The 25398-nt window shown below is 62.8% G+C and carries 23 protein-coding genes; 3 read left to right on the forward strand and 20 right to left on the reverse strand.

Annotation, left to right across the window (positions count from 1 at the left end):
- From lspA to gpmA, 7 genes are all read right to left on the reverse strand, one after another.
- Window positions 1–516, reverse strand: coding sequence for a signal peptidase II (gene lspA / locus LQ220_RS01380; protein ID WP_230186489.1), 516 nt, complete (start codon window positions 514–516; stop codon window positions 1–3).
- The gene (locus LQ220_RS01385; protein ID WP_230186490.1) at window positions 513–3683 is read right to left on the reverse strand and encodes an isoleucine--tRNA ligase; all 3171 of its coding nucleotides are present in this window, start codon (window positions 3681–3683) and stop codon (window positions 513–515) included. The genes lspA and LQ220_RS01385 overlap by 4 nt, the downstream gene beginning before the upstream one ends.
- A gap of 39 nt (window positions 3684–3722) precedes the next feature.
- On the reverse strand, window positions 3723–4667 hold the full coding sequence (locus tag LQ220_RS01390) for a bifunctional riboflavin kinase/FAD synthetase (protein ID WP_230186491.1): 945 nt from the start codon (window positions 4665–4667) through the stop codon (window positions 3723–3725).
- A gap of 102 nt (window positions 4668–4769) precedes the next feature.
- Window positions 4770–5264 carry a dihydrofolate reductase gene (locus LQ220_RS01395; RefSeq protein ID WP_230186492.1) on the reverse strand — a complete coding sequence of 165 codons (495 nt, stop codon included), beginning with the start codon at window positions 5262–5264 and terminating at the stop codon, window positions 4770–4772.
- A 34-nt stretch (window positions 5265–5298) separates the two neighbouring features.
- Complete coding sequence (locus tag LQ220_RS01400; RefSeq protein WP_230186493.1) at window positions 5299–6369, reverse strand: 5-(carboxyamino)imidazole ribonucleotide synthase; 1071 nt, start codon at window positions 6367–6369, stop codon at window positions 5299–5301.
- Window positions 6366–6860, reverse strand: a complete 495-nt coding sequence (purE, locus tag LQ220_RS01405) for a 5-(carboxyamino)imidazole ribonucleotide mutase (RefSeq protein ID WP_230186494.1) — start codon at window positions 6858–6860, stop codon at window positions 6366–6368. The genes LQ220_RS01400 and purE overlap by 4 nt, the downstream gene beginning before the upstream one ends.
- A 167-nt stretch (window positions 6861–7027) precedes the next feature.
- Window positions 7028–7714, reverse strand: coding sequence for a 2,3-diphosphoglycerate-dependent phosphoglycerate mutase (gene gpmA / locus LQ220_RS01410; protein ID WP_230186495.1), 687 nt, complete (start codon window positions 7712–7714; stop codon window positions 7028–7030).
- Window positions 7715–7800: 86 nt separating this feature from the next.
- Between gpmA and LQ220_RS01415 the strand changes: the two genes are divergently transcribed.
- Both LQ220_RS01415 and LQ220_RS01420 read left to right on the forward strand, forming a co-directional pair.
- Window positions 7801–8520 (forward strand): dienelactone hydrolase family protein, encoded by a 720-nt coding sequence (locus LQ220_RS01415; protein WP_230186496.1) that lies wholly within the window; start codon window positions 7801–7803, stop codon window positions 8518–8520.
- Window positions 8521–8752: 232 nt separating this feature from the next.
- Window positions 8753–9193 (forward strand): DUF2155 domain-containing protein, encoded by a 441-nt coding sequence (locus LQ220_RS01420; protein ID WP_230187223.1) that lies wholly within the window; start codon window positions 8753–8755, stop codon window positions 9191–9193.
- Between the two features lie 16 nt (window positions 9194–9209).
- Here LQ220_RS01420 and LQ220_RS01425 read toward each other — a convergent pair whose 3' ends face one another.
- The 7 genes from LQ220_RS01425 to cyoA all read right to left on the reverse strand — a co-directional run bounded on the left by LQ220_RS01425 (window position 9210) and on the right by cyoA (window position 16046).
- A complete protein-coding gene (locus LQ220_RS01425; RefSeq protein ID WP_230186497.1) occupies window positions 9210–9758 on the reverse strand; it encodes a response regulator transcription factor in 549 nt (182 codons plus the stop codon).
- Window positions 9748–11007, reverse strand: a complete 1260-nt coding sequence (locus tag LQ220_RS01430) for an ATP-binding protein (RefSeq protein ID WP_230187224.1) — start codon at window positions 11005–11007, stop codon at window positions 9748–9750. Before LQ220_RS01430 ends, LQ220_RS01425 begins: the two co-directional genes overlap by 11 nt.
- 92 nt (window positions 11008–11099) lie before the next feature.
- Window positions 11100–11837: an SURF1 family protein gene (locus LQ220_RS01435; protein ID WP_230186498.1), complete on the reverse strand. Its 738-nt coding sequence runs from the start codon at window positions 11835–11837 to the stop codon at window positions 11100–11102.
- The gene (gene cyoD / locus LQ220_RS01440; RefSeq protein ID WP_230186499.1) at window positions 11834–12202 is read right to left on the reverse strand and encodes a cytochrome o ubiquinol oxidase subunit IV; all 369 of its coding nucleotides are present in this window, start codon (window positions 12200–12202) and stop codon (window positions 11834–11836) included. Before cyoD ends, LQ220_RS01435 begins: the two co-directional genes overlap by 4 nt.
- On the reverse strand, window positions 12199–12831 hold the full coding sequence (gene cyoC, locus LQ220_RS01445; protein WP_230186500.1) for a cytochrome o ubiquinol oxidase subunit III: 633 nt from the start codon (window positions 12829–12831) through the stop codon (window positions 12199–12201). Before cyoC ends, cyoD begins: the two co-directional genes overlap by 4 nt.
- A complete protein-coding gene (cyoB, locus tag LQ220_RS01450) occupies window positions 12831–14861 on the reverse strand; it encodes a cytochrome o ubiquinol oxidase subunit I (RefSeq protein ID WP_230186501.1) in 2031 nt (676 codons plus the stop codon). The genes cyoC and cyoB overlap by 1 nt, the downstream gene beginning before the upstream one ends.
- The gene (cyoA, locus tag LQ220_RS01455) at window positions 14862–16046 is read right to left on the reverse strand and encodes a ubiquinol oxidase subunit II (RefSeq protein WP_230186502.1); all 1185 of its coding nucleotides are present in this window, start codon (window positions 16044–16046) and stop codon (window positions 14862–14864) included.
- 159 nt (window positions 16047–16205) lie between these two features.
- Here cyoA and LQ220_RS01460 point away from each other — a divergent pair, with 159 nt between their 5' ends.
- The gene (locus LQ220_RS01460) at window positions 16206–17555 is read left to right on the forward strand and encodes an MFS transporter (RefSeq protein ID WP_230186503.1); all 1350 of its coding nucleotides are present in this window, start codon (window positions 16206–16208) and stop codon (window positions 17553–17555) included.
- Here the strand turns inward: LQ220_RS01460 and LQ220_RS01465 are convergent.
- The 6 genes from LQ220_RS01465 to LQ220_RS01490 all read right to left on the reverse strand — a co-directional run bounded on the left by LQ220_RS01465 (window position 17552) and on the right by LQ220_RS01490 (window position 25368).
- Window positions 17552–17905: a DUF393 domain-containing protein gene (locus LQ220_RS01465; protein WP_230186504.1), complete on the reverse strand. Its 354-nt coding sequence runs from the start codon at window positions 17903–17905 to the stop codon at window positions 17552–17554. The two genes, LQ220_RS01460 and LQ220_RS01465, sit on opposite strands and share 4 nt — an antisense overlap.
- A 46-nt stretch (window positions 17906–17951) precedes the next feature.
- On the reverse strand, window positions 17952–20018 hold the full coding sequence (locus tag LQ220_RS01470) for an amidohydrolase family protein (RefSeq protein ID WP_230186505.1): 2067 nt from the start codon (window positions 20016–20018) through the stop codon (window positions 17952–17954).
- A gap of 60 nt (window positions 20019–20078) precedes the next feature.
- A complete protein-coding gene (locus LQ220_RS01475; RefSeq protein ID WP_230186506.1) occupies window positions 20079–21539 on the reverse strand; it encodes an AcvB/VirJ family lysyl-phosphatidylglycerol hydrolase in 1461 nt (486 codons plus the stop codon).
- Window positions 21540–21629: 90 nt separating this feature from the next.
- The gene (gene mprF, locus LQ220_RS01480; protein WP_230186507.1) at window positions 21630–24173 is read right to left on the reverse strand and encodes a bifunctional lysylphosphatidylglycerol flippase/synthetase MprF; all 2544 of its coding nucleotides are present in this window, start codon (window positions 24171–24173) and stop codon (window positions 21630–21632) included.
- A gap of 14 nt (window positions 24174–24187) precedes the next feature.
- On the reverse strand, window positions 24188–24619 hold the full coding sequence (locus LQ220_RS01485) for a DUF2147 domain-containing protein (RefSeq protein ID WP_230186508.1): 432 nt from the start codon (window positions 24617–24619) through the stop codon (window positions 24188–24190).
- 14 nt (window positions 24620–24633) lie between these two features.
- Window positions 24634–25368 carry an AcvB/VirJ family lysyl-phosphatidylglycerol hydrolase gene (locus tag LQ220_RS01490; RefSeq protein ID WP_230186509.1) on the reverse strand — a complete coding sequence of 245 codons (735 nt, stop codon included), beginning with the start codon at window positions 25366–25368 and terminating at the stop codon, window positions 24634–24636.
- Between the last annotated feature and the right edge of the window lie 30 nt (window positions 25369–25398).

Here is a 25398-nt window from a genome sequence, read left to right on the forward strand (position 1 = left end):
TCATGACTCCGTATTTGCGCCCTTCTCGCGCAGCAGCAGCGCTCGCGCAAGCAGGATCAGCACGCCGATGGTGATCGCGGCGTCGGCTAGGTTGAATATGAGGAAGGGCCGCCACTCGCCGAAGTGCAGGTCGGCATAGTCGACGACATAGCCAAAGCGGCTGCGGTCGATGATGTTGCCGATGGCACCGCCCAGCACGAGGCCGAGGGCGAGCACATCGTCGCGCGCCTTTTCGCGCCACATCCAGATCGCGACGAACAACGCGATCAGCGCGGTCATGCCCACCAGCGCCCAGCGCGCGGTTTCATTGTCCGCGTGGAAGAAGCCCATCGAGACGCCTCGGTTCTCCAACCAGCGCAGGCGGAAGATGGGGAGCAATTCGATCCCGATATCGGCGCGCGATTTGAGTGCGAGCGGCACGGTGACGATATATTTTATGAGCTGATCGAAGAGGACGATCAGCGCAGCGACGGCAAGGCCGAGCGGACGGTAGTTGGGGACGGGAGCGCTTGTCATGTGTTCAGCACCGTGTCGCAGCGGTCGCATAGCGCGCCGTCTTCTGTGACTTCGGGAAGCAGGCGCCAGCAACGACCGCATTTGTGCCAGTCGGAGGGTTGCACGGCGATGGCGTCCTGTCCTGCATCCATATCAACCTTTGCCACGATGCAGATCTCTGCAAAGTCGATCCCCGCTGCTTCCGGCACGACGCCCATCGAAACGGTTGCTTCCAGACTGGAGCGGACAACCTTTTCGCGGCGCAACGGTTCAATGGCTTCGTTCACCTGATCGCGGGATGAACGGATGACGTCCCATTTGCTGCCGAGGGCTTCGTCCCGCCAGCTTTTCTCGACTTCCGGCCATTCAAGGAAGTGCACGCTGGCATCCGGATCGGGATAGCGGCTCTGCCACACTTCTTCCGCTGTGAAGGGGATGATCGGCGCGGCGTAGCGGGCGAGGGCGTGGAAGAGGGTGTCGAGGACAGTGCGGTAGGCGCGGCGCTTCATGTCCGTGGGCGCGTCGCAGTAGAGGCAGTCCTTGCGGATGTCGAAGAAGAAGGCGGACAAATCGATGTTCGCGAAGTCCATCAGCGCGCGGGTGTAGCGGCTAAATTCCAGCCAGGGTTCATTTGGCCAAACTTCTCTATCATCGCCCAGAGCGACGACCCCGTGAAGTTCGGAATCCAACATGGCGAGGCGGTGGAGCATGTAGCGTTCCAGCTCCGGCATGGCGCTCACCGGCACCCGCTCGGCGTCGGTGAAGTCGGAGAGAGCGCCAAGCAAGTATCTGAAAGTATTACGTAATTTGCGATAGGCGTCGCTTGCCCCGGCGAGGACTTCCTTGCCGATCTTCACGTCATCGAAATAATCGGTCGAGGCCACCCAGACGCGCAGGATGTCCGCGCCGCTCTCGCCCATGATTTTCAGCGGATCGACGACATTGCCGAGCGACTTGGACATCTTCCGTCCCTGTCCGTCCAGCGCGAAGCCGTGGGTCAGCACCGCCTTGTACGGCGCACAGCCGCGCGTGCCGCTCGATTCGAGGAGCGAGGACTGGAACCAGCCGCGATGCTGGTCCGACCCTTCGAGATAGAGGTCTGCGCGCACGCCCTTGCCGTAGCGGGCCTCGACCACGAAGCTGTGGGTGGAACCGCTGTCGAACCACACGTCGAGAATGTCGTTCACGACCTCATAGTCGGCCAGATCGTAATCCGGGCCGAGCAAGGCCTGATGATCCGCGCCGAACCATGCGTCCGCACCTGCGCCCTTGAACGCTTCGATGATGCGGGCGTTGACGGCGGGGTCGTTCAGATAGTCGCCGCTCTGGCGATGGACGTAGAGCGCAATCGGTACGCCCCAGGCGCGCTGGCGGGAGATGACCCAGTCCGGGCGGCCTTCGACCATCGTGCGGATGCGGTTAGTGGAGCGTTCCGGCACCCAGCGGGTCTGGGCGATGGCGTTGAGGGCGATGTCTCTCAATGTCGCGCCATTGGTCCCCCTCCCGCTTGCGGGAGGGGTTAGGGGAGGGGATGTAAGCGCGGCACTGTCGTTCGCGGACAGGCCCTCCCCCGACCCCTCCCGCAAGCGGGAGGGGAGATTCGCGTCGCTCGTCGCCTTATCCATCGGGATGAACCATTGCGGGGTGCAGCGGTAGATGATGCGTGCCTTGCTGCGCCAGCTATGCGGATAGCTGTGCTTGAAGTCGTCCGACGCGGCGAGGAGGGCACCGGCTTCGCGCAGGTCGGAGCAGATCGGGCCGTCCTTGCTGACGAACTTCATGTTGATGACGGAGCCTTGCCCGCCCAGCCACAGCCAGTCGTCGCGATATTTGCCTTCGCCGGTCACCGCGAAGACAGGATCGATGCCATGCGCCTTGCAGACGAGGAAATCCTCTTCGCCATGATCGGGCGCCATGTGGACGAGGCCGGTGCCTGCGTCGGTGGTGACATGATCGGCGGGGAGGAAGGGGCGGGGGCGATCGAAAAAGCTGAGTTTCGCCTTCTCGTCACCCCGGACTTGATCCGGGGTCCCGCTGCCTTCGTGGGCGGCGGAAGAAGAAGCGGGATCCCGGCTTTCGCCGGGATGACGGAGGGCGTTGGCCATTGGGTGGCGGGCAGTGGCTCCGGCGAGTTGCGAGCCTTTGATCTTTATTCCCTCAGTTCCGTAGCCGATCTCGCGTGTTAAAAGGGGCGTCACGGACAACTCGGCGTCCGTTAAGTTTATGACACGACCGCCAAACTTGACCCATTCGCCAGCTCTGGCGGCACTCTGAAGTCGGCTTTGAAAATCAACGCGGAGATTTTCAGCAATTAGTACCCGAAGACCATGGAGCGGATAGACTCTTGCTAGTTCTTCCAGCTTGTCTGGGGAACCGCCTGCAACAATTTCATAGAGTTGGTATTCAATGTCTTCCCCATAAGCGATGGCCTGATTGACAGGGATCGTCCACGGCGTCGTCGTCCAGATGACCGCATAGGCGCCGACCAGTTCCGGCGCGTTCGGCGCATCCACAATCTCGAAACCCACGTCGATCTGGGTCGAAACAACATCCTCATATTCGACCTCGGCTTCCGCCAGCGCGGTCTTCTCCACGGGTGACCACATCACTGGCTTTGCGCCACGATAGAGCTGGCCCGACTCCGCGAATTTCAGGATTTCGCCGACGATGGTGGCTTCGGCTTCGAACTTCATGGTGAGGTACGGATCGTCCCAGTCGCCCATCACGCCCAGACGCTTGAACTGTTCCTTCTGCACGCCCACCCATTTGTCGGCATAGGCGCGGCATTCGGCGCGGAATTCCTGCGGGGGAACTTCGTCCTTGTTCAGCTTCTTCTTGCGATATTCCTCCTCGATCTTCCATTCGATCGGCAGGCCGTGGCAGTCCCAGCCGGGGACGTAAGGCGCGTCCTTGCCCAGCAGAGTCTGGCTGCGGACGATGATGTCCTTCAGCACCTTGTTCATCGCGTGGCCCATATGGATGTCGCCATTGGCGTAGGGCGGGCCGTCGTGGAGGATGAAGCGTTCGCGCCCGGCGCGCTTTTCGCGCAGTTTGCCGTACAGGTCCATTTCCGCCCAGCGCGCGGCGATGGCGGGTTCCTTCTGCGCAAGGCCGGCCTTCATCGGGAAGTCGGTCTGCGGCAAGAAGACAGTGGATTTGTAGTCTGGGGCGGTGGGCTGATCGGTCATGGGTGCGCTTATACTGATGGGAGCAGATTAGCGCGGTGCTTAGGCGACGCGGGGGCTAGCCGCAAGGATTTGCCGCGCGCGGGCGATATCCTTGTCCATCTGCGCCACGAGGGCGTCGAGGCTGTCGAACTTGGCTTCCGCGCGGAGGCGTTCGATCAACTGCACTTCGATGCATTGGTCGTACAGGCTTTCGGAGAAATCGAGGAAGAAGGGTTCGAGCAATTCCTTGGGCGGATCGAAGGTGGGGCGGATGCCGAGATTGGCGGCACCGTCCAGCACGCGGCCATCCGGCAGCACACCGCGCACCGCATAGATGCCATAGGCGGGACGCAGATAGTTGCCCATGTCGAGATTGGCCGTGGGGTAGCCGATGGTGCGGCCGACCTTGTCGCCATGCTGGACGATCCCTTCGATAGCGAAGGGGCGGGTGAGAAGCCGGGTGGCCGTGGCGCAATCGCCCGATTGCAGCGCGGCGCGGATGCGGCTGGACGAGACGGGCTGGCCATCGGGCGTGGAAACCGCGCCGACGGCTTGTGCCGCGATGCCCAGCGGCGCGCCAATCTCGGCCAGGCGAGCGATTGTCCCGGCCTTGTCCTTGGCGAAGGTGAAATCCTCGCCCGTCACGACGCCCGCCGGGCGGAGAAGGTCGTGGAGCATGTTGCGGACGAATTCTTCAGGTGTCAGCGCAGCGAGAGCTTTATCAAAATGGAAGACGAACATCGCGTCTGCGCCAGCCTGCGCGAACAGCCGTTCACGCTGATCGAGGCTGGTGAGCCGGAAAGGCGGCGCATCGGGGTGGAAGAGGCGCATCGGGTGCGGATCGAAAGTGGCGACGATGACCGGGCGGCCCTCGCTGCGCGCCCAGTCGACGGCACGACCGATCACGGCCTGATGACCCAGATGAAACCCGTCAAAATTCCCCAGCGCGACAATAGCCCCGCGAAGTTCCGCCGGCACTGCCTCGCCGCTACCCAGCCGCTGCATGGGGCGGGCTATAGGGGGATGGGGCGCGAAGGGCAATTGGGAGTTGTAGAAGGCTTACCGCAGTTGGAGAGGGGGTGTGCTCTCTTCCGGTGAGAGAGGGAATTAGACGCGCCTCAATGTCACGAAACTGTATCCGGGGCGTCCGTTTTCCGCGGCGTGGTCTTCCCGCGCTACCTCGCGCCAGATCGCGGAGTCGAACGCAGCCATGCGGGTGTCGCCTTCCGCATCGACATGCACCTGCGTCAGTTCGATGCGATCCGCGACGGGCATGAACAGGCGATATATCTCCGCACCGCCGATGACCGAAATGATCGGGGCATTGGCCAGCCGGATGGCAGCGTCGACATCGCGCACGACTTCCGCGCCATCCTCGTACCAGTCGGGATCGCGGGTGAGGACGATGTGGCGGCGCCCTTCCAGCAGGCCAGGCAGGCTGTCGAAGGTCTTGCGGCCCATGATCATCGGGCGACCCTGCGTCAGTGTCTTGAAATGGCGCAGATCGGCAGGGAGGTGCCAGGGGAGCGCGCCGTCGCGGCCGATGATGCCATTGTCGGCGCGGGCGAGAATCAGGACGATTTCGGGATGGGTCGTCGGCATGTCGGTCGCTCCCTTTCCCTACAATTCTATGGGATCAAATGGTCAGGCGGGTCACATGCCCCATCTTGCGGCCCGCTCGTGCTTCGCCCTTGCCATAAAGATGGAGGTGATTGGAAGGGTCGGCAAGAATTTGTGGCCAATCGTCCGCCTGGTCGGCGATCAGGTTGCGCATGTCCACGCGGCTCGCGGCGAGCGCGGTGTCGCCCAGCGGCAGGCCGCAAATGGCACGGACGTGATTTTCGAACTGGCTGGTGAGCGCGCCTTCGATGGTCCAGTGGCCGCTATTGTGGACGCGCGGAGCCATTTCGTTGAACACCGGCCCCTCGGGCGAGGCGAAAAATTCGACGGCGAGGACGCCGACATAATCGAGTTCTTCGAGCAACTGGCGGGTGAGGGCGCGGGCTTCCTCGGTCTGGCTTTCGATCAGCGCGCCTGCCGGGACGGTCGAGGTGGCGAGGATGCCATCGACATGGACGTTAGCGGGGCTGTCCCAGAACCGGATTTCGCCGGTCGCGCCGCGCACGGCCAGCACGGAAAATTCCTGATCGAAGGTTACGAAGCCTTCCAGAATAGCCGATGCGCGCTGGATCGCGTTCCATGCGCCGATGCTGTCGCCGGGGACCAGGATCCGCGCCTGCCCCTTGCCATCATAGCCCATGCGGTTGGTCTTGAGGATGGCGGGGCAGCCGATACGGTCGATGGCGCTGTCGAGATCGTCAAGGCTGTCGACCGCCAGAAAGGGCGCGGTGACGCCGCCCAGATTGTTCACGAAACGCTTCTCGGCGAGGCGGTCCTGCGCGACACGCAGTGCTGCCACGCCGGGGCGAACAAGGCCGTGGGCGCTCAGCACATCGACGGCAGCCGTGTCGATATTCTCGAACTCATAAGTGACGACATCGACGCTGTCGGCAAAACGCGCGAGCGCCTCGGCATCGGTATAGCTGGCCTGCGTCCAGCGCGGCGAGACGTCGGCAGCGGGGCCGCTGGTTTCAGGCGCGTAGATATGGGTGCGATAGCCAAGCTGCGCGGCGGCCATGGCGATCATCCGGCCCAGTTGCCCGCCGCCCAATATGCCGATGATGGACCCCGGCGGGATCGCCGTCATGCTTCGTCCACCGGCGTTTCGGCGACCGATGCCGTCTGCTTTTCGCGCCAGGCGTCGAGGCGGGCGGCCAGCGCGTCGTCGGTGGTGGCGAGCATCGCGGCGGCAAGCAGTGCGGCGTTGGTTGCGCCCGCCTTGCCGATGGCGAGCGTGCCGACGGGGATGCCGGCGGGCATCTGAACGATGGAGAGCAGGCTGTCCATGCCCGACAGCGCCTTGGATTCGACTGGCACGCCCAGTACCGGCAGGCGCGTCATTGCAGCGGCCATGCCTGGGAGATGCGCCGCGCCGCCTGCGCCCGCGATAATGGCTTTCAGCCCACGGCCCGCAGCGGATTTGGCGTAGTCGTAGAGGCGGTCGGGGGTGCGATGGGCCGAGACGACCTTGCACTCATGGGCGATGCCGAGCGCGGTCAGCGTGTCGGCGGCGTGGCGCATCGTGTCCCAATCGGACCGGCTGCCCATGATGATACCGACCTGAACCTGATCCACCATGATCGCTTCCTGTATGCGAGGCACGCGCCCCGGAAGGAGAGGGCCTTAACCGGGTGCTCGCGCATTGTCGACAACCTACATACGCTGTTCTCCTGCGAAAGCAGGAGGCCAGGGTTCGCAGGGAAGCGCATGGTGCTCTGGACCCCGGCGTTCGCCGGGGAACGCGCTTACCGCTCCGACAGATAATAGCGATCCAGCGCGTTCAGATCATTGTCCAGTTCGTAGACGATGGGCTGGCCGGTGGGGATTTCCAGGCTGGTGATCTCGTCGTCCGAAATGCCGGACAGGTGCTTGACCAGCGCGCGGAGCGAATTGCCGTGGGCGGAGATGAGGACGCGCTTGTCGGCCTTCAGCTCCGGCGCGATGCGGCTTTCCCAATAAGGGAGCACGCGAGCGATGGTGTCTTTCAGGCTCTCGGTCGAAGGGATGGCGATCCCGGCGTAGCGGCGGTCCTTCGACAAGTCGAATTCGCTGCCGGCTTCGAGCGGCGGCGGGGGAATGTCGAAGCTGCGGCGCCAGATGTGGACCTGATCCGCGCCATGCTTGGCGGCTGTCTCCGCCTTGTCGAGACCGGTAAGGCCACCATAATGGCGCTCATTGAGGTGCCAGTCCTTTTCCACCGGCAACCACAGGCGACCCATTTCTTCGAGCGCGAGGTTGAGCGTCTTGATCGCGCGGGTTTGCAGCGAGGTAAAGCAGGTGTCGAAATCGAGCCCCTTGGCTTTCATCAGTTGTCCGGCGGCGCGCGCTTCGCCTGCGCCTTTTTCGGTCACATCGACATCCCACCAGCCGGTGAAGCGGTTTTCCAGATTCCATGACGACTGGCCATGACGGATGAGGACGAGCGTGGGCATTGAAATCTCCCAAAGGGTCAGCGGACGCGCTTTCCTTAGCGGCAAAATCCCGCCATGCAATGCACTGCGACAGGAAGGAGACAGTCATGGCGATCACCCGCACCACCATAATCCACGAAGGACCGGGGGGCTTGTTCGAAGCGATGGCGGTAGGCGATGCCGATGTTGTGGGCGCGCAGCCGGGCATTCTGCTGATCCCCAATGTGCTGGGCACCAAGGAAGCCGATTTCGCGATGGCGGAGAAAGTCGCGGCGCTGGGCTATGTCGTGCTGGTCGCCGATGTGTACGGTCAGGGCAAGCGGACGAGTCGTGCCGATCCCGATATGGGCCGCTATATGACGGAATTGAACGCCGACCGCGCCTTGCTGAAGGCACGGTTGCTGCGGTCGCTGGAGGTGTTGCGCGAATTGCCGGATGTCGATGGCGCGCGGGTTGCGGCAATCGGTTATTGCTTCGGCGGGAAATGCGTTCTCGATCTGGCGCGGTGCGGCGCGGATATTCGGGGTGGGGTGAGTTTTCATGGCGTCTATGACGCGCCACCCTTTCCCAATGCCGCGATCACGGCAAAGCTGCTGATCTGCCATGGCTGGGACGACCCGATTGCACCGCCCGAAGCGATGGTTGGGCTGGGGCAGGAGCTGACGCAGGCAGGCTGCGACTGGCAGATTCATGCTTATGGGCGAACAGGTCACGCCTTTACCGATCACGATGCAAAGATGCCCGAGCGGGGCATGGCTTATCAGCCCGATGCGGATCGGCGCAGCTTCAAGGCGATGGCCGATTTTCTGGAGGAAGTGCTGGCGTGAGGGTGGCGTCGCTTGCCAGTGTGCGCGCTCCCCGCCTATATCGCCCGACACGAAAGGGCCCGATGGCATGACAGGCGTTTCTATCAAGGCGGTATGCGGAGCGGCGATGCTGCTGGCGCTGGCGGCGTGCGACGGCCGCGATACGCCCAAGGATAAGGCGGCGGGCCTCGCGGCGCAGAACGCGGCGATCGCGCGGGGCCGCGAAGCGAGCGACACGTTGCCCGGTACGCCGATGGCGGAGCGCGTGGCCGTGATCGGCTTGCTCAACAAACGCAACGGCCAGACACGCGATCTGGTGATGAAACCGGGCATGGCATTGCGTGTGGGCGACGCAGTCGTGCGGGTGCGGGCCTGCGAACAGACCGCGCCGTGGGAAAATACCCCGGAAGTGGGGGCGTTCGTACAACTGGACGTGCGCAGCCCCGGCAATGGGAAATGGTTTCGGCAGTTTTCCGGCTGGCTGTTCAAGAACCGGCCGGAACGCAATGTCGTCCAGCATCCGATTTACGATGTGTGGGTGCGTGAGTGCCGGATGACGTGGCCGCAAACCGGGCCGGATACGCTGAAGGCAGGGGCGAAACCCAAGACTGGTTCCGCCGGTGCGGCGGGCAATGCCGACAATGCGGTTGAAGCGCCTGAGCCTGCCGCAGCGGTGGGGAATGTGGCGAACTGAAGGGGCGCGCCGCCCGTCAGTTTACCTGACGCTTTTCCAGTTTTCGTGCCAGCGTGCGGCGGTGCATGCCCAAGCGACGGGCGGTTTCCGAAATGTTGAAGCCGGCTTCCGCCAGCGTCTGGTGGATGCGTTCCCATTCCAGCGTCTTGATGGACGTCGGGCGCGTATCGAGAGGCGCGTCGACATCGCCGTCCGCCTTTTCGCCAGTGGCCTTGCGGAAGGCCTCTTCTATGTCGTCGGTGTTCGACGGCTTGGCGAGATAGTGGCAGGCGCCCAGCTTGATCGCTTCGACCGCCGTAGCGATGCTGGCGTAGCCGGTGAGAACGACGATCAGCATCGCAGGGTCATGGGCGTGGAGCGCCCGCACGCACAGCAGGCCGGACGCTTGCCCCAGTTTCAGGTCGACCACCGCGTAGCCCGGATCATGGTCCGCGAGCAGCGTCGTGAGTGCGTCAGGATCGGCGGCGGTCAGCACCGTGTAGTCGCGTCGTTCGAACGACCGGCGCAGGGTGCGCGCAAAGGCTTCGTCATCCTCGACAATGACGAGAAGGCGATCATCCGGCATTATGAGCATCCTTCACGTCTGCAAGCGCCAGTGCCGAGAGGGGGAGTGTAACGATCACTTCCGCGCCGCCCTGACCCCGGTTTTTCGCAGTGACGTCGCCGCCCAGCTTGCGCATCACGTTGACGACGAGGAATAGTCCGAGGCCTGCGCCGGGGCGGCTCTTGGTCGAATAATAGGGTTTGCCGATATTGCTGAGAATATCCTGCGGGAAACCGGGGCCGGTATCGCGGACCGAGAGGCGCAGCGTGTCATCCTGCCGTTCCACCGTGAGGGCGATGCAGCCGGTCGAGGCTTCGGAGGCATTGTCGAGCAAGTTGCAGATGACTTGCTTAAGCGTGGTGTCGGACACGATCTCCACATCGTCGCCGAAGCGGTTGTCATAATGCAGATCGGCATAAGGCCGTGTGACGAGCCATTCGGCGACCAGCGTATCGAAATAGGCGTGAAGGCCCGTCGCCACCGACGATTCGCCCCGTGCGGCGCCGGCGGACAGGAGGATGCCGGTGACGATGGCTTTGCACCTTTGCACCTCCGCCTGCATTTCGGCAATTTCCTGCACCATGTCGGGGGTGTTCGCGATTTGCGGCATATGCTGCCAATCGTTGAGGGCTACCGAGAGCGACGAGAGGGGGGTGCCGAGTTCGTGCGCGGCGCCGGTGGCCAATAAGCCGATACGCACAATATGATCCTGCTCGACTGCCTGCTGTCGCATGTCGGCCAGATAGGCGTCGCGCGCGCGCAGGTTGCCGCTGATTCGGGTGACGAACAGCACCAGCAGCACGGCCATCAGCGCAAAGCACACCCACATCCCCTGCACATGCAAGCCGAAGAGATTTTCTGTGTAGAAACGCGGCACTTCAAGCGGGCGATAGACGATCATCAGCAATGCAAAGCAGAGACTGGTCGCGCCGACGATCACCCAGCTCGACCAGCGATCCAGCAGCACCGATCCCAGCACGACCTGTAGCAGAAAGAGGGAGACGAAGGGGTTGGTTGCGCCGCCACTCAGGAAGAGTTGCACCGTAAGCGCCGCCACATCGAGGAGCAGCGCAGCGAACAGTTCCGCATTGGCGATCCCGCGCCTTTTGCGCAGGACGCCCATGCTGACGATGTTGAGCGCGGCGAGGGCGAGCAGCAGCGCGAGCATCGGCACCAGCGGAAGGCGCACGCCCATGCCGAAATGCACGGCGAGGATCGTCGCGAGTTGTCCCGCCACGGCCAGCCAGCGGAGCTGGACAAGCTGCACCATGTTGCGATGCCCCGCCGCATCGGGCGATGCGCGCGAGGCGACGCCGGACAAGCGACTTAGGCGTTTGGCAATAGGGTTGGGCTGGGTGCCGGTCATTCGGCTGGTTTAGACCCCTTGGCGCGGATACGCCATTCCTCCCGCCCGACAATATAGGCGCCGCCCAGCACCATCAAGGCGAGGCCATACCATGTGAGCGCATAGACGAGGTGGTTATCGGGGAAAGCGATGACGGTGAGGCCGCCGACTGGGGCGTCGGGCGCTTTCGTTGCATCGGCGTCGATGAAATAGGGGGCGACGTTCGGTAGGCCTTGGGTCGCGGCGATGGCGGCTGTGTCGCGGGAGTACCAGCGGTCCGCCGCCGGATCGTTGCGGCGCAGGAAGCCGCCGCCGGGTTCGGTGATGCGCAGGAGGCCGGTTACGGCGGTGACGCCTTCGATCCGGCTGTGGCGAGTGCGCTTTTCGGGGGGGACGAAGCCGCGGTTGATGAGGATGGTGTGGCCGTGGTCGGTGCGCAGCGGGGTCAGTACCCAATATCCACCACCCAGTGCCGTGGTGGCCTGCACATAGGTCTCGCGTGTATTGAGGTAGGTGCCGCGCACCGTCACCCGGCGGTAGGCGTCTTTTTCTGCGGTGACGGTTGGCCATGCTGCCGGTCCGGGCGCGGCAGTCGGCTGAGCATGTACCCGCGCATCGACTTGCGCGATCAGGGTATGTTTCCAGGCGCGGCGCTGCACCTGCCATGTACCGAGCGCCACCAGTCCGACGAACAGCGCCAGCGCCAGCACGGCCAGCGCGCCGAGCGCCCAGGCCGGTCGGCGCGGGCGCGTCACGGGATCTGGCGCATGTCGGACGGTGACATCGGCATCATGTTGGTGCTGAGGTGATACATGACCCACAGCGTCCCGCTGAACGCGATACCGATCATTACGACGGTGAAGATCAGCGCCATGATCGTCCAGCCGCCCTCCGACTTGCCGGTCATGTGGAGGAAGTAGATCATGTGGACCACGATCTGCACCGCGGCGAAGATCATGATGGCATAAGCCGTCACTTGCTGCGGCAGGGTGCCGGTCATCACCAGCGCGAAGGGAATCGCGGTCAGGACGACCGACAGCGCGAAGCCGATCAGATAGCCTTTGCGGGTGCCGTGGGCCTCGACGATATCGTCATGGTCGACATGGGTGTCGGTGCTCATCGCAGCATTCCCATCAGATAGACAAAGGTGAAGACGCCGATCCAGATGACGTCGAGGAAATGCCAGAACATCGACAGGCACATAAGTCGACGCGTGTTGGCAGCGATCAGACCGCGTTTCGCCACCTGTACCATCAGCGTCACCAGCCAGATCAGACCGAAGGTGACGTGGATGCCGTGGGTGCCGACCAGCGTGAAGAAGGACGACAGGAACGCGCTGCGCTGCGGCGTGGCGCCTTCGTGGATCATGTGGCTGAATTCGTAGAGTTCGATGCTGAGGAAGGCGAGGCCGAAAAGGCCGGTGATCGCCAGCCACATCTGCGTCTGTCCGACTTTCTTGTCCTCCATCGCCAGCATGGCGAAGCCATAGGTGATGGATGAGAACAGCAGCATTGCGGTGTTGAGTGCGACCAGCGGCAAGTCGAACAGGTCGCGCGGGGCGGGGCCGGCGGCGTAGTTGGAACCGAGCACGCCGTAGCAGGCGAAGAGGATCGCGAAGATGAGGCAATCGCTCATCAGGTAGATCCAGAAGCCCAGCATGGTGCTGGACCCTTCGGGATGGTCATGCTCTTCGCGGAGGTAGAATTCGACCGGTTCGTTCGGATCGACGGCGAGGGTGCGGCTGGACATTAGCGTGCCTCCGCCGTGAGCAGTTGGGTCCGCGCGGCTTCGGTGCGTTCCACGTCTGGGACCGGGATGTGATAGTCGCGCTTGTAAATGAACGTGTGGCCGATCGCGGTGGCGAGGATCGCAATGAAGCTGAGCCCCGCCAGCCACCAGACATACCAGACCATCGCCGCGCCGAAGACGACGCTCAAAGCAGAGATGACAACGCCGGTGCCGGTGTTGCTGGGCATGTGGATCGGGCGATAGCCGTCGAGCGGACGGGCGTAGCCGCGCGCCTTCATGTCCGACCATGCGTCATTGTCATGCACGACCGGCGTAAATGCGAAGTTGTATTCCGGCGGCGGTGAGGAGGTGGACCATTCGAGGGTCCGGCCTTCCCACGGATCGCCGCTGGTGTCGCGCAGCGCCTCGCGATTGCGGAAGCTGACGTAGAACTGTATGAGCATGCAGGCGATGCCACCGGCGATCATGAACGCGCCCAATGCTGCAATCTGGAACCAGATCTGAAGCGAGGGATCGTCGAACACGCGCAGGCGGCGGGTTACGCCCATCAGGCCGAGGATATAGAGCGGCATGAACGCGACCCAGAAGCCGATGACCCACAGCCAGAAGGACCGCTTGCCCCAGACGGGATCTAGCCGGAAGCCCAGCGCCTTGGGCGCCCAGTAGTTGATACCGGCGAACAGGCCGAACAACACGCCGCCGATGATGACGTTGTGGAAATGCGCAATGAGGAACAGCGAGTTGTGCAGCACGAAATCGGCAGGCGGCACTGCGAGCAGCACGCCGGTCATCCCGCCGATCACGAAGGTCAGCATGAAGGCAATCGTCCACATCATCGGCAATTCGAAGCGGATGCGTCCGCGGTACATGGTGAAGAGCCAGTTGAAGATCTTCGCGCCTGTCGGGATGGAAATGACCATCGTCGTGATGCCGAAGAAGCTGTTGACGCTGGCGCCCGATCCCATCGTGAAGAAGTGGTGGAGCCACACGACATAAGCCAGGATGGTGATGACCACCGACGCATAGACCATCGAGGTGTAGCCGAAGAGGCGCTTGCCGGAGAAAGTCGAAGTGACTTCGGAAAACACGCCGAACAGCGGCAGGATGAGGATGTAAACTTCCGGGTGACCCCAGATCCAGATGAGGTTCACATACATCATCGGGTTGCCGCCGAAGTCGTTGGTGAAGAAGTTGGTGCCGACATAGCGATCGAGCGTCAGCAGTGCGAGGACGGCAGTCAGCACGGGGAAGGACGCGACGATCAGGATGTTGGTGCAGAGCGAGGTCCAGGTGAACACCGGCATCTTCATCATGCCCATGCCCGGCGCGCGCATCTTTACGATGGTCGCGATCAGGTTGATGCCCGACAGCGTTGTGCCGACGCCCGCCACCTGCAGCCCCCAGATGTAATAATCCACGCCGACGCCGGGGCTGTAACCGATGCCCGACAGCGGCGGATAAGCGAGCCAGCCGGTCGTCGCAAATTCGCCGACGAACAGCGACATCATGACGATGATGGCACCTGCGGTCGTCATCCAGAAGCTGAAATTATTGAGGAACGGGAAGGATACGTCGCGCGCGCCGATCTGCAGCGGGACGATGTAGTTCATTAGGCCCGTCACCAGCGGCATTGCCACGAAGAAGATCATGATGACGCCGTGCGCTGTAAAAATCTGGTCGTAATGATGGGCGTTCAGATAGCCTTCGGAGCCGTTGAAGGCCATTGCCTGCTGCAAGCGCATCATGATCGCATCGGCAAAGCCGCGCAGCAGCATGACGAGGCCCAGGATCATGTACATGAGCCCGATTTTCTTGTGGTCGACGCTGGTGAACCACTCCTTCCAGAGATAGCCCCAGACCTTGAAATAAGTGAGTGCCGCCAGCAGCGCGCCGCCGCCCAGCGCGACCACGACGAAGGTCGCGACGACGATGGGTTCGTGCAGCGGCAGCGCTTCGATCGTGAAGCGTCCGAAAATCGGGCTGACGGCCACGAAGTCGGCGGGATTCGGGGTTTCCATCGGGGTGACCATTTAGAGGTTCTTTGCAGCGTCGGTGGACGCGGAGGAGAGAAGCGCAGGACGCGAAAGGCCTGCGCCAATCAGGCCCCCGGGATCGGGGAGCGGAACGGGGCGGTCATGTTTCGCCGCCAGCATCGCCTTTGCGTCGCCCGGCGTACAGAGCGCGGCGACGTAACCCGCATTGGTGCCGAGTACCGAGCCACGGCGCGCATATTTGTCATAAGCGAGTGGGCGAACATTGTGGACGGCGGCCATGCCCAGCCCGCCCTTGGCATCGATATGCATCATTTCGTTCATGCACATCTTGCCCGGTTCGACGCACATATTGAGTGCCGCATCATACAGCCCTGCTTCGACACTGGCGAAGCGCTGAACGGGGACATTCTCGCTGGGTTGTTCCAGCTTGAGATAGGCGGCGCGGTCCAGTGCGGATTTACCGGACTTTACGCCCGACACCCACTTGCCGAAATCGGCGTTCGAAAGGCCGTGGAAGCGGAAGCGCATACCGGAGAAGCCCGCGCCGCTGTAATTGGCGGAGAAGCCTGCATAATCGCCCGGCTTGTTGATGACGGCGTGGAGTTTCGTTTCCATGCCCGGCATCGCGTAAATCTGTCCAGCGAGCGCAGGGATGTAGAAGGAGTTCATGACCGATGACGAGGTGATACGGAACATGATCGGGCGATCCACCGGTGCGGCCAGTTCATTGACCGTCGCGATGCCATATTCGGGATAGAAGAACAGCCATTTCCAGTCGAGCGCGACGACCTGCACCTCCAGCGGTTTGCCGAGGACTTGGGTGGGGCGACTCGCATCGAGGCGACCAAGGGGGCGATATGGGTCGAGGATATGCGTCCCCACCCAAGTCAGCGCGCCGAGGCAGATGATGATCAGCAGCGGCGCGGCCCAGATGATGAGTTCGAGCTGCGTCGAGTGATCCCAGTCCGGCTCATACCGCGCTTCCTTGTTCGCGGCGCGATACCGCCATGCGAAAAGAACGGTCAGTGCCATGACGGGCAGGATGATGAGCAGCATCAGTCCAGTCGAAATCAGCACCAGATCGCGTTGCTGCATCGCAACATCGCCGGAGGGGCTGAGGACAACCGCGTCACATGCGCCAAGCAGCGCCAGTAACGGCAGGGCCAGAAAAACACGATGCGGGCGGGAGAAAGGGCCGGCAAATGAGAGCGATGTGCGCATTGCAGCCTCCTAGGCCTCTGCCTTCCCGCATGACATTGGACATTTTGTCCCATCCCTTCGCAGGTGCAAACATGCTAAAGTGGGTGCAACCTCAATAATATCCTCCTTGTTGCCCGCCTAGATCATATGGGGGTGACAGATCAGCGAGCATTGCCTTCGATGACAGCCGGAAGTGCCCCTACGTCCTCTACCCGCAGCCCGAACCTCGGTTCGCGTGAGATCGAGCGCGATGCGCGCGCCATCAACGACGGTACGATAGCCCCGGGCGAAATCGCCATTGGCGTGGTGATCGGGCGCACATCGGAATTTTTCGACTTCTTCGTCTATGCCATCGCTTCGGTGCTGGTGTTTCCGGCGCTGGTGTTTCCCTATGTCGACAGGCTGACGGGGACATTCTATTCCTTTGCGATCTTTGCGCTGGCGTTCATCGCGCGGCCCGTCGGTACGTTGATCTTCATGTGGGTGGACCGCGAATATGGGCGCGGGGTGAAGCTTACCATTGCGCTGTTCCTGCTGGGCGGATCGACAGCGGCGGTGGCGTTCCTGCCAAGCTATGCAGTGTTCGGCGTGGGGTCCGCCTTGTTGCTGGCGCTGTTCCGGCTGGGGCAGGGTGTGGCGCTGGGCGGTGCATGGGATGGGCTGGCTTCGTTGCTGGCGCTGAACGTACCGGAGGGCAAGCGCGGCTGGTACGCCATGATCCCCCAGCTTGGGGCGCCGCTGGGCCTGATCGTCGCGAGCGCGCTGTTCGCGTTTCTGGTCAGTGCGCTGTCGGCGGAAGATTTTCTCGACTGGGGATGGCGCTATCCGTTTTTCGTGGCGTTCGCGATCAACGTCGTGGCGCTGTTTGCGCGGCTGCGCATCGTATCGACGCCCGATTATGCCGAACTGTTCGAAAGCCGCGAGTTGCAGCCTGCGCCAGTCATCGAAACGGTACGCAGCGAAGGGCGCAACATCGTCATCGGGGCGTTCGCGCCGCTGGCCAGCTTTGCCCTGTTCCATATGGTCACTGTGTTCCCGCTGTCCTGGGTGTTCCTGTATACCAAGGAAAGCCCCGCGCGCTTCATGGTGATCGAGATCATCGGTGCGGTGTTCGGCATTCTGGCGGTGATTGCGTCGGGCCTGATCGCGGACCGTGTCGGGCGGCGCTATCTGTTGGGCGTGACGGCTGCTGCGATTGCCGTGTTCAGCGGTTTCGCGCCACAATTGCTGGATGGCGGTTCTGCCGGTGAAGTTGTCTTCATGGTCGGCGGGTTTATCTTGCTTGGTCTGTCGTTCGGTCAGTCTTCGGGCGCGGTGAATTCCAATTTCCCGACGAGCCATCGCTATACCGGCGCGGCGCTGACATCCGATCTGGCGTGGCTGTTCGGTGCAGGCTTTGCGCCTTTGGCGGCGTTGTGGCTGGCGAGCAGCTATGGGTTGCTGGCGGCGGGCGGTTACCTGTTGTCGGGTGCGCTGGCCACGCTGGTGGCGCTGGGTATCAACAAGGAACTGGCGCGCAAGATCAGCTAGGCGGCGCGGCGCGCGAGACGTTGCAATTTCGGGCGTATCTTCAGGAACTGGCGGTAGAGGCGTTCCAGCGCGGCGAGGGTGAAGCGGTTGCGGGCGAGGAGTCCGAGCGGGCGAAGTACGGGAATGGCGCGCCACATGGCTGCGAACGCCGCAGCGCCCGATAGCATCACGCCATCCTCCTGCGCGTGAAAGCGGGCCAGCAGCGCGTCGCGGTCGATAGGGCAATCCGTCGCTTCTGCCGCAACATCTACGAAGTCTATCGACCCGCGCTTGTCCAGCCGCTGCATCAGCGCGATTTCGCGGCGACACAGCGGGCATTGCCCATCGAACCAGACTGTCAGCGTCGCCATGTCGCCAATATGGGGATGCTATCGCGCCGCCACCAGCGGCGCAGGATTATTTCGGCAGCTTCACTTTGGGTGCATCGGCGAAAGGCTTGATCCCGAAATAGTCGTAGATTTCGCTGGGGTAGAAGACGGTGCCGTTCTTCACGACCATGCGGATGCTCTTGATGGCCTTGATGTCCTTTACCGGATCGCCCGCGATCATGAAGAAGTCCGCCAGCTTGCCGCGTTCGATGGAGCCGAGCGACTGATCCTGACCCATGTAGCGCGCCATATCGAGCGTGGCGCGCGACAGGATCTGCGCCGGGGTCATCCCGAATTTCTGATAGAGTTCCAGCTCGCGATGATAAGTGAGCGCGCCGCCGGTGTCGGTGCCGGGTACAATGAACGCCCCGCGATCGTTCAGGATCTTGAGCGTTGCGATGATTTGATCGAAGGCCGCGCGATAGGCTTTGTCATCGCCGGGGGCAGAGGTGTCGATCCAGGCTTGCTTCATACCGCGTTGCGTACCCACGGGCATATTGGAGATGTAATCGGCGGCACCGGGCGGAATCTGGCCGTCGCGGTTCTGGGTCAGGGCTTCGTGGATGCCGACGGTGGGATCGATGGCAATCTTCTTGTCGATCAGCGTGTTGATCGTTTTCTGGACCGGCCCGCTGTTTAGATCGAGTGCGGGGAGCCGCTTGAGCGCTGTCAGACGCAGAAGCTGGCGGGTATCTTCGCCATCCTTCAGCACCCAGCCCAGCATGAACTGGTTGATGTGCGTCATCTCGTCATAGCCCGCGGCCATCATCGCGTCGGCGGTCGAGAAAGCCGGGACATGGCCTGACACGCGCAAGCCGAGGCGATGGGCTTCGGCGACCATTGCCGGCACCCATGCTGGGTTCATGCTGTTGTAGATCTTGATCTGCCAGAAACCGCGCGCGGCGTACCAGCGGACGGCGTCGATGGCTTCGGCCTCGCTCGCAACGACCTTGCCATTGTTGGCGCTGTAGGGGCTTTTGCCTTCGATGAAACCGCTGCGCACGATGCGGGGGCCGCCGATGGTGCCGCTGTCGATCCGCTTGATCAGCGTGTCGAGCACGGCATCGTCATTGCCCATGTCGCGGACCGTAGTGATGCCTGCCGCCAGATTGAGCAGCGCGTCGTCCTGCCCGATGTGACCGTGCATTTCGTACATGCCGGGGACCAAAGTGCCGCCCGCGCCGTCGATGGCGACTTCGCCAGGCGTCGCAGGACTGTCGAGCGGCTCGACAGCGGCGATGCGGTTGCCCGATATGAGCACTGACTTGGCTTCGGTCAGCGTACCGGTCTTGGGATCGAACAGGCGGACGTTGCGGATGCGGACGGGGGCGCCATAATCATGCGCAGTGGTTTTCTGGATGTCGACATAGCGTTCGGTCGACAGCTTTTCTGCGATGTCACGCAGCCGCGCCTCTTCCTTCTCGTAACCGGCACGCAGAATGACGAATTCGGGGGTCATGAACGCGAACAGCGCATTGTCGCCGTCCAGCAGCATATAAGTTGGCGTCAGATCGATGCCCGACAGCGTGTAGGTAGTGACCTGCACGGGGCCGCCCTTGCCATCGACCGTCAGGCCAGCGCCCTTTGTGAGCGTAAGCGTGCCGCCGGGTAGCGCGGGCAGCTTGCCGTCTGCGTCCTTGAGAAGCGCGCGGGCATAGACGCCGAGCGCCCAGGGACTGGCGCTTTGGCCGACATAAAGGCTGGGTTCCTTGACGGTTGCTTTGCCGGGACCGGTCGAATCGACCCATTGCGCGGACTTGCCCTTCAGAGTGAAGCGTTCATCGACCTTGCTGCCGAAGGTCGTCGCGCCTTTGATCGTCCAGTCGGTGGGGAGGCCGTTCGCGTCCGTCGTCAGGGTTTCGGCCATGGTCGGCCCGCGACCGTTGTTCTTGTAATCGAAATCTATCGCGGTAGTGGCGCTGCCGTTTGGCGCCTTTGTCGTATCGGTCTTCACATGGCCGACATTCTTCGCGCCGAAAATGACGCTGAATGTTTCCTTTTGCGCCGATGCCGTTGCGGGCAGAAGGGCGCTGGACAGGAGGAGAAGAGAGGCGAAGCGGCGCGGTGCCGTGCGGAGGGTTTTGATCATCGTCATGATAAAGCATGCCGTTAGGCGCGCGTAAAGGCAGCGTTACAGCATCGGTGGGAGAGGCGCTCAGCTCTGGACGATGCCTGCCGGACGTTGACCCAATATGATGCTGGCCAGCAAGGCGCTGTTGCGGTCGAAATGATGGCCGCCCGGCACCACGTAGTTCTGCGCTACGCCGCGGGGAATTGCGGGGCATGCGCTGTCGCTTTCGGCCACGCCGCGTATGCAGCGGATCGTCATGCCGTGAAGCGCCGCGACGGCAGGCACGGTCGGCAAGGCCTGCGCGGAGGAGACATTGAGCCAGCTAGTCAGATGGAACTGAAAATCGGCAGTCGGGCTGAGGCCGAGGAGCGAAATGCTGGCAATGCGGCTGCGGGTTTGCGGGTTCAGCGCGCCGACGATGTGCGGCAGGGTATCCGCGCCGAAGCTGTAGCCGATCAGCAGCACTTTGGGCCGATGCCAGCGTTGGGTAAAGCTGGCGATGACGCGATCAAGGTCCGCTGCGGCGCCTGATGGGGTGCGCTGGCTCCAGAAATAGGAAAGGCTGTCGACGCCCACGACGGGGATGCCCGCACTGGCAAGATGCTGGGCCACGTCGCGGTCGATCCCGACCCAGCCGCCGTCGCCCGAATAGATGACGGCCATCGTGTCGGCATTGCCGCCCGGTCTGGCTGGCACGGTTGATGGCACGATGGTGAGCGGCATGTCGGGCAGGGCAAGGGGGCCTGCGGCGATGGGTGCAGGCAACATGCGGTCGATTTCGCTGCGCAACTGGGGCAGCCAGTGGGCGGTGACGGCAAAGCCGTGGCCAACCTTGGGCAGCTCGACATAACGGGCGTGGGGGATGGCCGACACGAACCGGCGCGCGGCGGACGGGCTGACGACGGCGTCGGCCTGCCCCTGCAATACCGTCCAGGGCACCTTGATCCGCTTGCTGGGTGCGAACATCCAGCCCTTGGTGGGCCGCGTGATCGGGTGTGCGACGAAGCCGGGCGCGGCGCACCAGTGCTTGTGGCCGGGCAGGTCGGCGCTGAACCCGATGGACAGCACACCGCGATAACCGCCATTGGGCCACTGCGCGAGGCTGGCATAAGCCACGGTCGCGCCAGCCGAATAGCCCACGACAATCGGCTTCATATAGGCGCGAACGGCCATGCGATGCTGAACATCGCGAGCCAGATCGACGAGCGGGTAGTTCGGATCGATGCACTTCGCCTTGTTCTGTTCAAGGGTCTGCATCAGCGAAGGCGTCGATACCCCGGCTACCAGCAGCCCCTGATCGGCAAGGGCATGGGCAAGGACCGTCGCAGGGCGGTCCCATCCGCCATCGCCCGACAGGAACAGAACGACGCCGCGCGGCCCATGTGCCGGGCTATAGACATGCACCGTTCCGAACGGTGCCATGCGATAGCGACTTTCGCGCACGGCGGGGGGAGCGGCAACAGCCGATTGCCATGCTGCTCCGCCTGCGCAGGACAGGCTGAGCAGCATGGCGGCGGCGATACGAATGTGACGGTAGAGGCCCATGGCAGAATGTCCCTGTTAGGCCATCCTTTTAGCGCGGGCGCCTGTACGGTCGTTTGTCCGCAGCATGACATAAATGTCATCTTGCCTTGGTCAGGCCGGAACCTTGGCAGAGATCAGCGCCTGCAAATCGATAAGCGCTCGACCAAAGGATATCCCCTGCGGCCCGGCGACGAAGCAAGGTACCCATTCGGGAGAGAATTTGTCCTTGTACGCCCGCAGCCCCTCGAAGCCGTAAAGCGATTCGCCGTGGCGGTAGAGCAGGGAGCCGAGCTTCGACCAGAGCGGGGCAAGCCGCCGCGCTTCCAGCCCGGAAAGCGGCGCGACGCCCAGATTGAAGCAGCGATAGCCGTTGGCCTGCCCCCATTGCATCAGGCGCACGAACAGAAAATCCATCGTGCCATAGGGCATGTCTTCTTCATGCCGCATCAGATCGACTGACAGTTCGCTCTTGTCTTCGGCTGCCCAGATATTGGCGAACGCGACGATACGCTCCCCCTGCCGCACCACCGCGCAGTCGAAGCGGGACATGTAGGCATTGTCGAAACGACCGACGCTGAATCCCTTTTCGCGATGTCCTTTGGCCTGCAGCCAGTGTGTCGAAATGTCCGACAGGGTGCCCAATATGGCTGGGAGGTCTGCCGCTGCGACAACTTCGAACGTCGCGCCATCGCGTAAAGCGCGGCGTTCGGCATAGCGCAGCGGCTTGGCAGCGGGGCCGTTGAGGGTGAAGGTGGCAAGATCGACGCGCGCTTCCTCTCCATATTTGACGATCTGGAGCCCGAGCTCGACCGCGAGCGGCAATGTCTCGGCGCTGATCTGATAGAGCAGGAGACGTCCCTGCGCGGCATCCGCCCGTTCTCGCAAACGCCACAAAAGGTCGCTCCATTCGGCGCGCGCACCGACAGGATCGCCCATCACGATCCAGCTATGGCCGCGGATCTGATACATGACGAAGCATTGCCCCGTGGACGAGACCAGGAAACGCTTGTCGCCGGTAAAGGCGAGTTGCGCGTTCGTATGCTGGGCAAGAGCAATGGCCTGGGATGTCGGCTGGTTCGATGCATCGACCGGTTCAGGTTCGGGAGCCACGGGGCGGAAAAGCTGCCAGTAAGCGACGGCGGCTGTCATAACGGCAACGGCGAAGCTGGCGCGCAGGAAGCGGGACGCATCGCCCCGCTGGGCAAAGCGCCACCACAGATCCGTCTGATAATCTACATGCTTGTATGCGAAAAAGCCGATCCAGATCGACACGCCCAGAGCGACCGCGACCGTCGCCAACCAGCCGGGCGTCAACGCTTCGCTCGTCAGGTGGGTTCGGCGATAGAAAGCGGGGCGAGTCCATTGCAGCAGCGCTGTGATCGCCAGCATCACGCTCGCCTCCTCGAAATCCAGCCCCTTGAGCAGCGAAAAGCCTGCGCCCGCCAGTAGCAGCGTACGGGTCAACCAGAAGGCGCCATCGAGACGGCGATACAAACCCGCAGAGAGCAGCAGCAGCGCCGCCCCGACAAGACTCGCGGCCATGTGCGAGGCTTCCACGAAGGGAAGCGGCAAGACGCGATAGAGTGTGAGCATGCGCCCGGGCACGGCGGGGAGCGATCCCGACACGAGCAGGACCAATCCGCCAAGGAACACCAGTGCGGCGATCATCGTGGGGGACAGGCCCGACGCGACGATATGCACGCCGCGCACGGTCCGCGCGATCGGCTTATGCCACCGTCGCCCTTCCTGAAATGCAACGAGCGCGATGGCGACGACAAGCGGCGCGATATAGTAGATCAGGCGGTAGGCGAGCAACGCGGCGACCAGTTCCGGTCGGTTGGTCGATGGCAATGCAGCCAGCATGACAGCTTCGAAAATGCCGATGCCGCCGGGCACATGGGTCACGAGCACCGCGACGATTGCCAAGGTGTAGCCCATGAAGAACAGGGGCCATATGCTGGCATCGGCGCCCGGAACCAACACGAACAGCGCCGCGCTCGCCGCCGCCAGATCGACGGCTGCAACCCCGATCTGGGCAATGGCAATAGGCGCGCGCGGTAAGGGCAGCGATAGCTTTTTAAACCGGACATGCCGTCCGGCCCTGCCGAGCCAGACGATGAAGCCCACGATCAGGACGAGTATCGCCACGGCTATGATTTGCACGCCTGCTGGCGACATGCCGAAGAGCGAAATGCTTTTCGGTGCCATTGCCAGCATGAGGGCGGCAAGAGTGATAACCCCACCCCAGAAAGTGCCGCTGGCGATGGTGACAACCCGTGCGACATCGCCGACTCCAAGGCCCGCAGCGCTGTAGACGCGATAGCGCGCCGATCCGCCGGTGAGCAGCGAGAGGCCAAGATTGTGGCTGAGCGTGTAGCTGGTGAAGGAAGCGAAAGCCGCCGTCCGGTAAGGCAGGGGGCGTCCTATCGCAATCAACGCCAGGACATCGTAAAGCGTCAGCGCGAGGTAGCTGACCCCTGCAAGCAGGATCGACAATAGCAGTTGCCGGGGGCTGAGTGCATGCCAGGCCGCACGCACATCACGCAAATGGACTTCATCGAGCAAATGGTCGAGCGCGAGAAAACCAAGCGCTGCAAGAGCAAGCACGCCAGCGACCGCCAGTTGCGTTCGATAACGCTGTATCCAGAGCTTCATCGCACTATCCCCGTTCACGCCCCCACCCGGCGCCAAACCTGGCTCTTGCACAGCCAGCCATGCAAGATACAGCCTGAAATCTTCAGACGATTGGGGTCGAGCTGCTGAATCGTCGAATAATAGGTTTCGCCGCGATCGGGCACATAGACCCGTCCGGTCCACTTCCCATTGCCCGTCAGCTTATATTCCTGCAGCAGTTCGGTGCCGATCAGCGTGCTGACCCCCGCGTCCCTGGCATCGGCCGTCGCTGTCGGGCTGGCCCAACTGACCCATCCGCACAGACGTTCCTGACATGGCCCGGCCTTTACCGCGACGGTGCCATGGGGGTTCATCCATGTGCCGGATGCCAGCGCCATTGCGTCAGCGGGCTGGGCTATGGCGGGTGACAGCCCGAGCAGGGCGGCAGCAAAACTGGTGGCCATCGCGAATGCGCGTTTGGGGTTCATGTGCATGGGAGCCTCTAGGAATGCGTCGTCGTCTCAACACCCGAGCGCCGCATAGCGTCCGTGAGCTGGCGATAGACGGCTGTCGAATTGTAATGGAGGGGGTGGCCGCCGGGCAGTCCAACGACGTGGGCATTGGCCTGATGCAGAAGCGGGCAGAGGCTGGCGCTTTCTTCCCTGCCGTACACGCACAGCAGGGGCACCCAGTCGATCCGTTTGGCCGTGGGCCATGCGGGTTCTTCGTTCATGGCGAAGGTGAAGATTTCACTGGGCGATGCGCGAAACTCGACCGTCGCGCCCGGCACGATCAAAGCGACCATAGCGATGTTGCGGCGAAGGTCGGGTGCCAGTCCGGCGAGGGCGACGTGCAACATGTCTGCGCCGAAGGATTGTCCGATCAGGATCAGTCTACGGGGATGAAACGCAGCGTCTGCCTTGCCAATGGCGGTCGTCAACAAAGCCGTCGCCTCCGCCGGGGTGCGCGTCGTGCGGAAATAACTCAGCGAGTTGACACCGACGACGGGAATGCCGTCCGCTGTCAATCGCTTGGCGATCTGCGGCCCCATTCCCACGCGAAAGCCCATATCGCCAGAAAGGATGATGGCAGCGACATCGCGTCGCGCAGGCGCGGTGGGGCGGATGGTGGTGAACGGATCGCTACTGAGGTAACCGAGATAGAAAAAGCCGATGAGCGCAGCGACGAGCAAGCTGACTATCGCGATGCCGACACGGCGGATGCTTTGGCTTTTCATGGGGCACGTCCTTCCGTTCGACTGATGCGG

The organism is Sphingobium sp. CECT 9361 (assembly GCF_918741285.1).
Classification (GTDB): domain Bacteria; phylum Pseudomonadota; class Alphaproteobacteria; order Sphingomonadales; family Sphingomonadaceae; genus Sphingobium.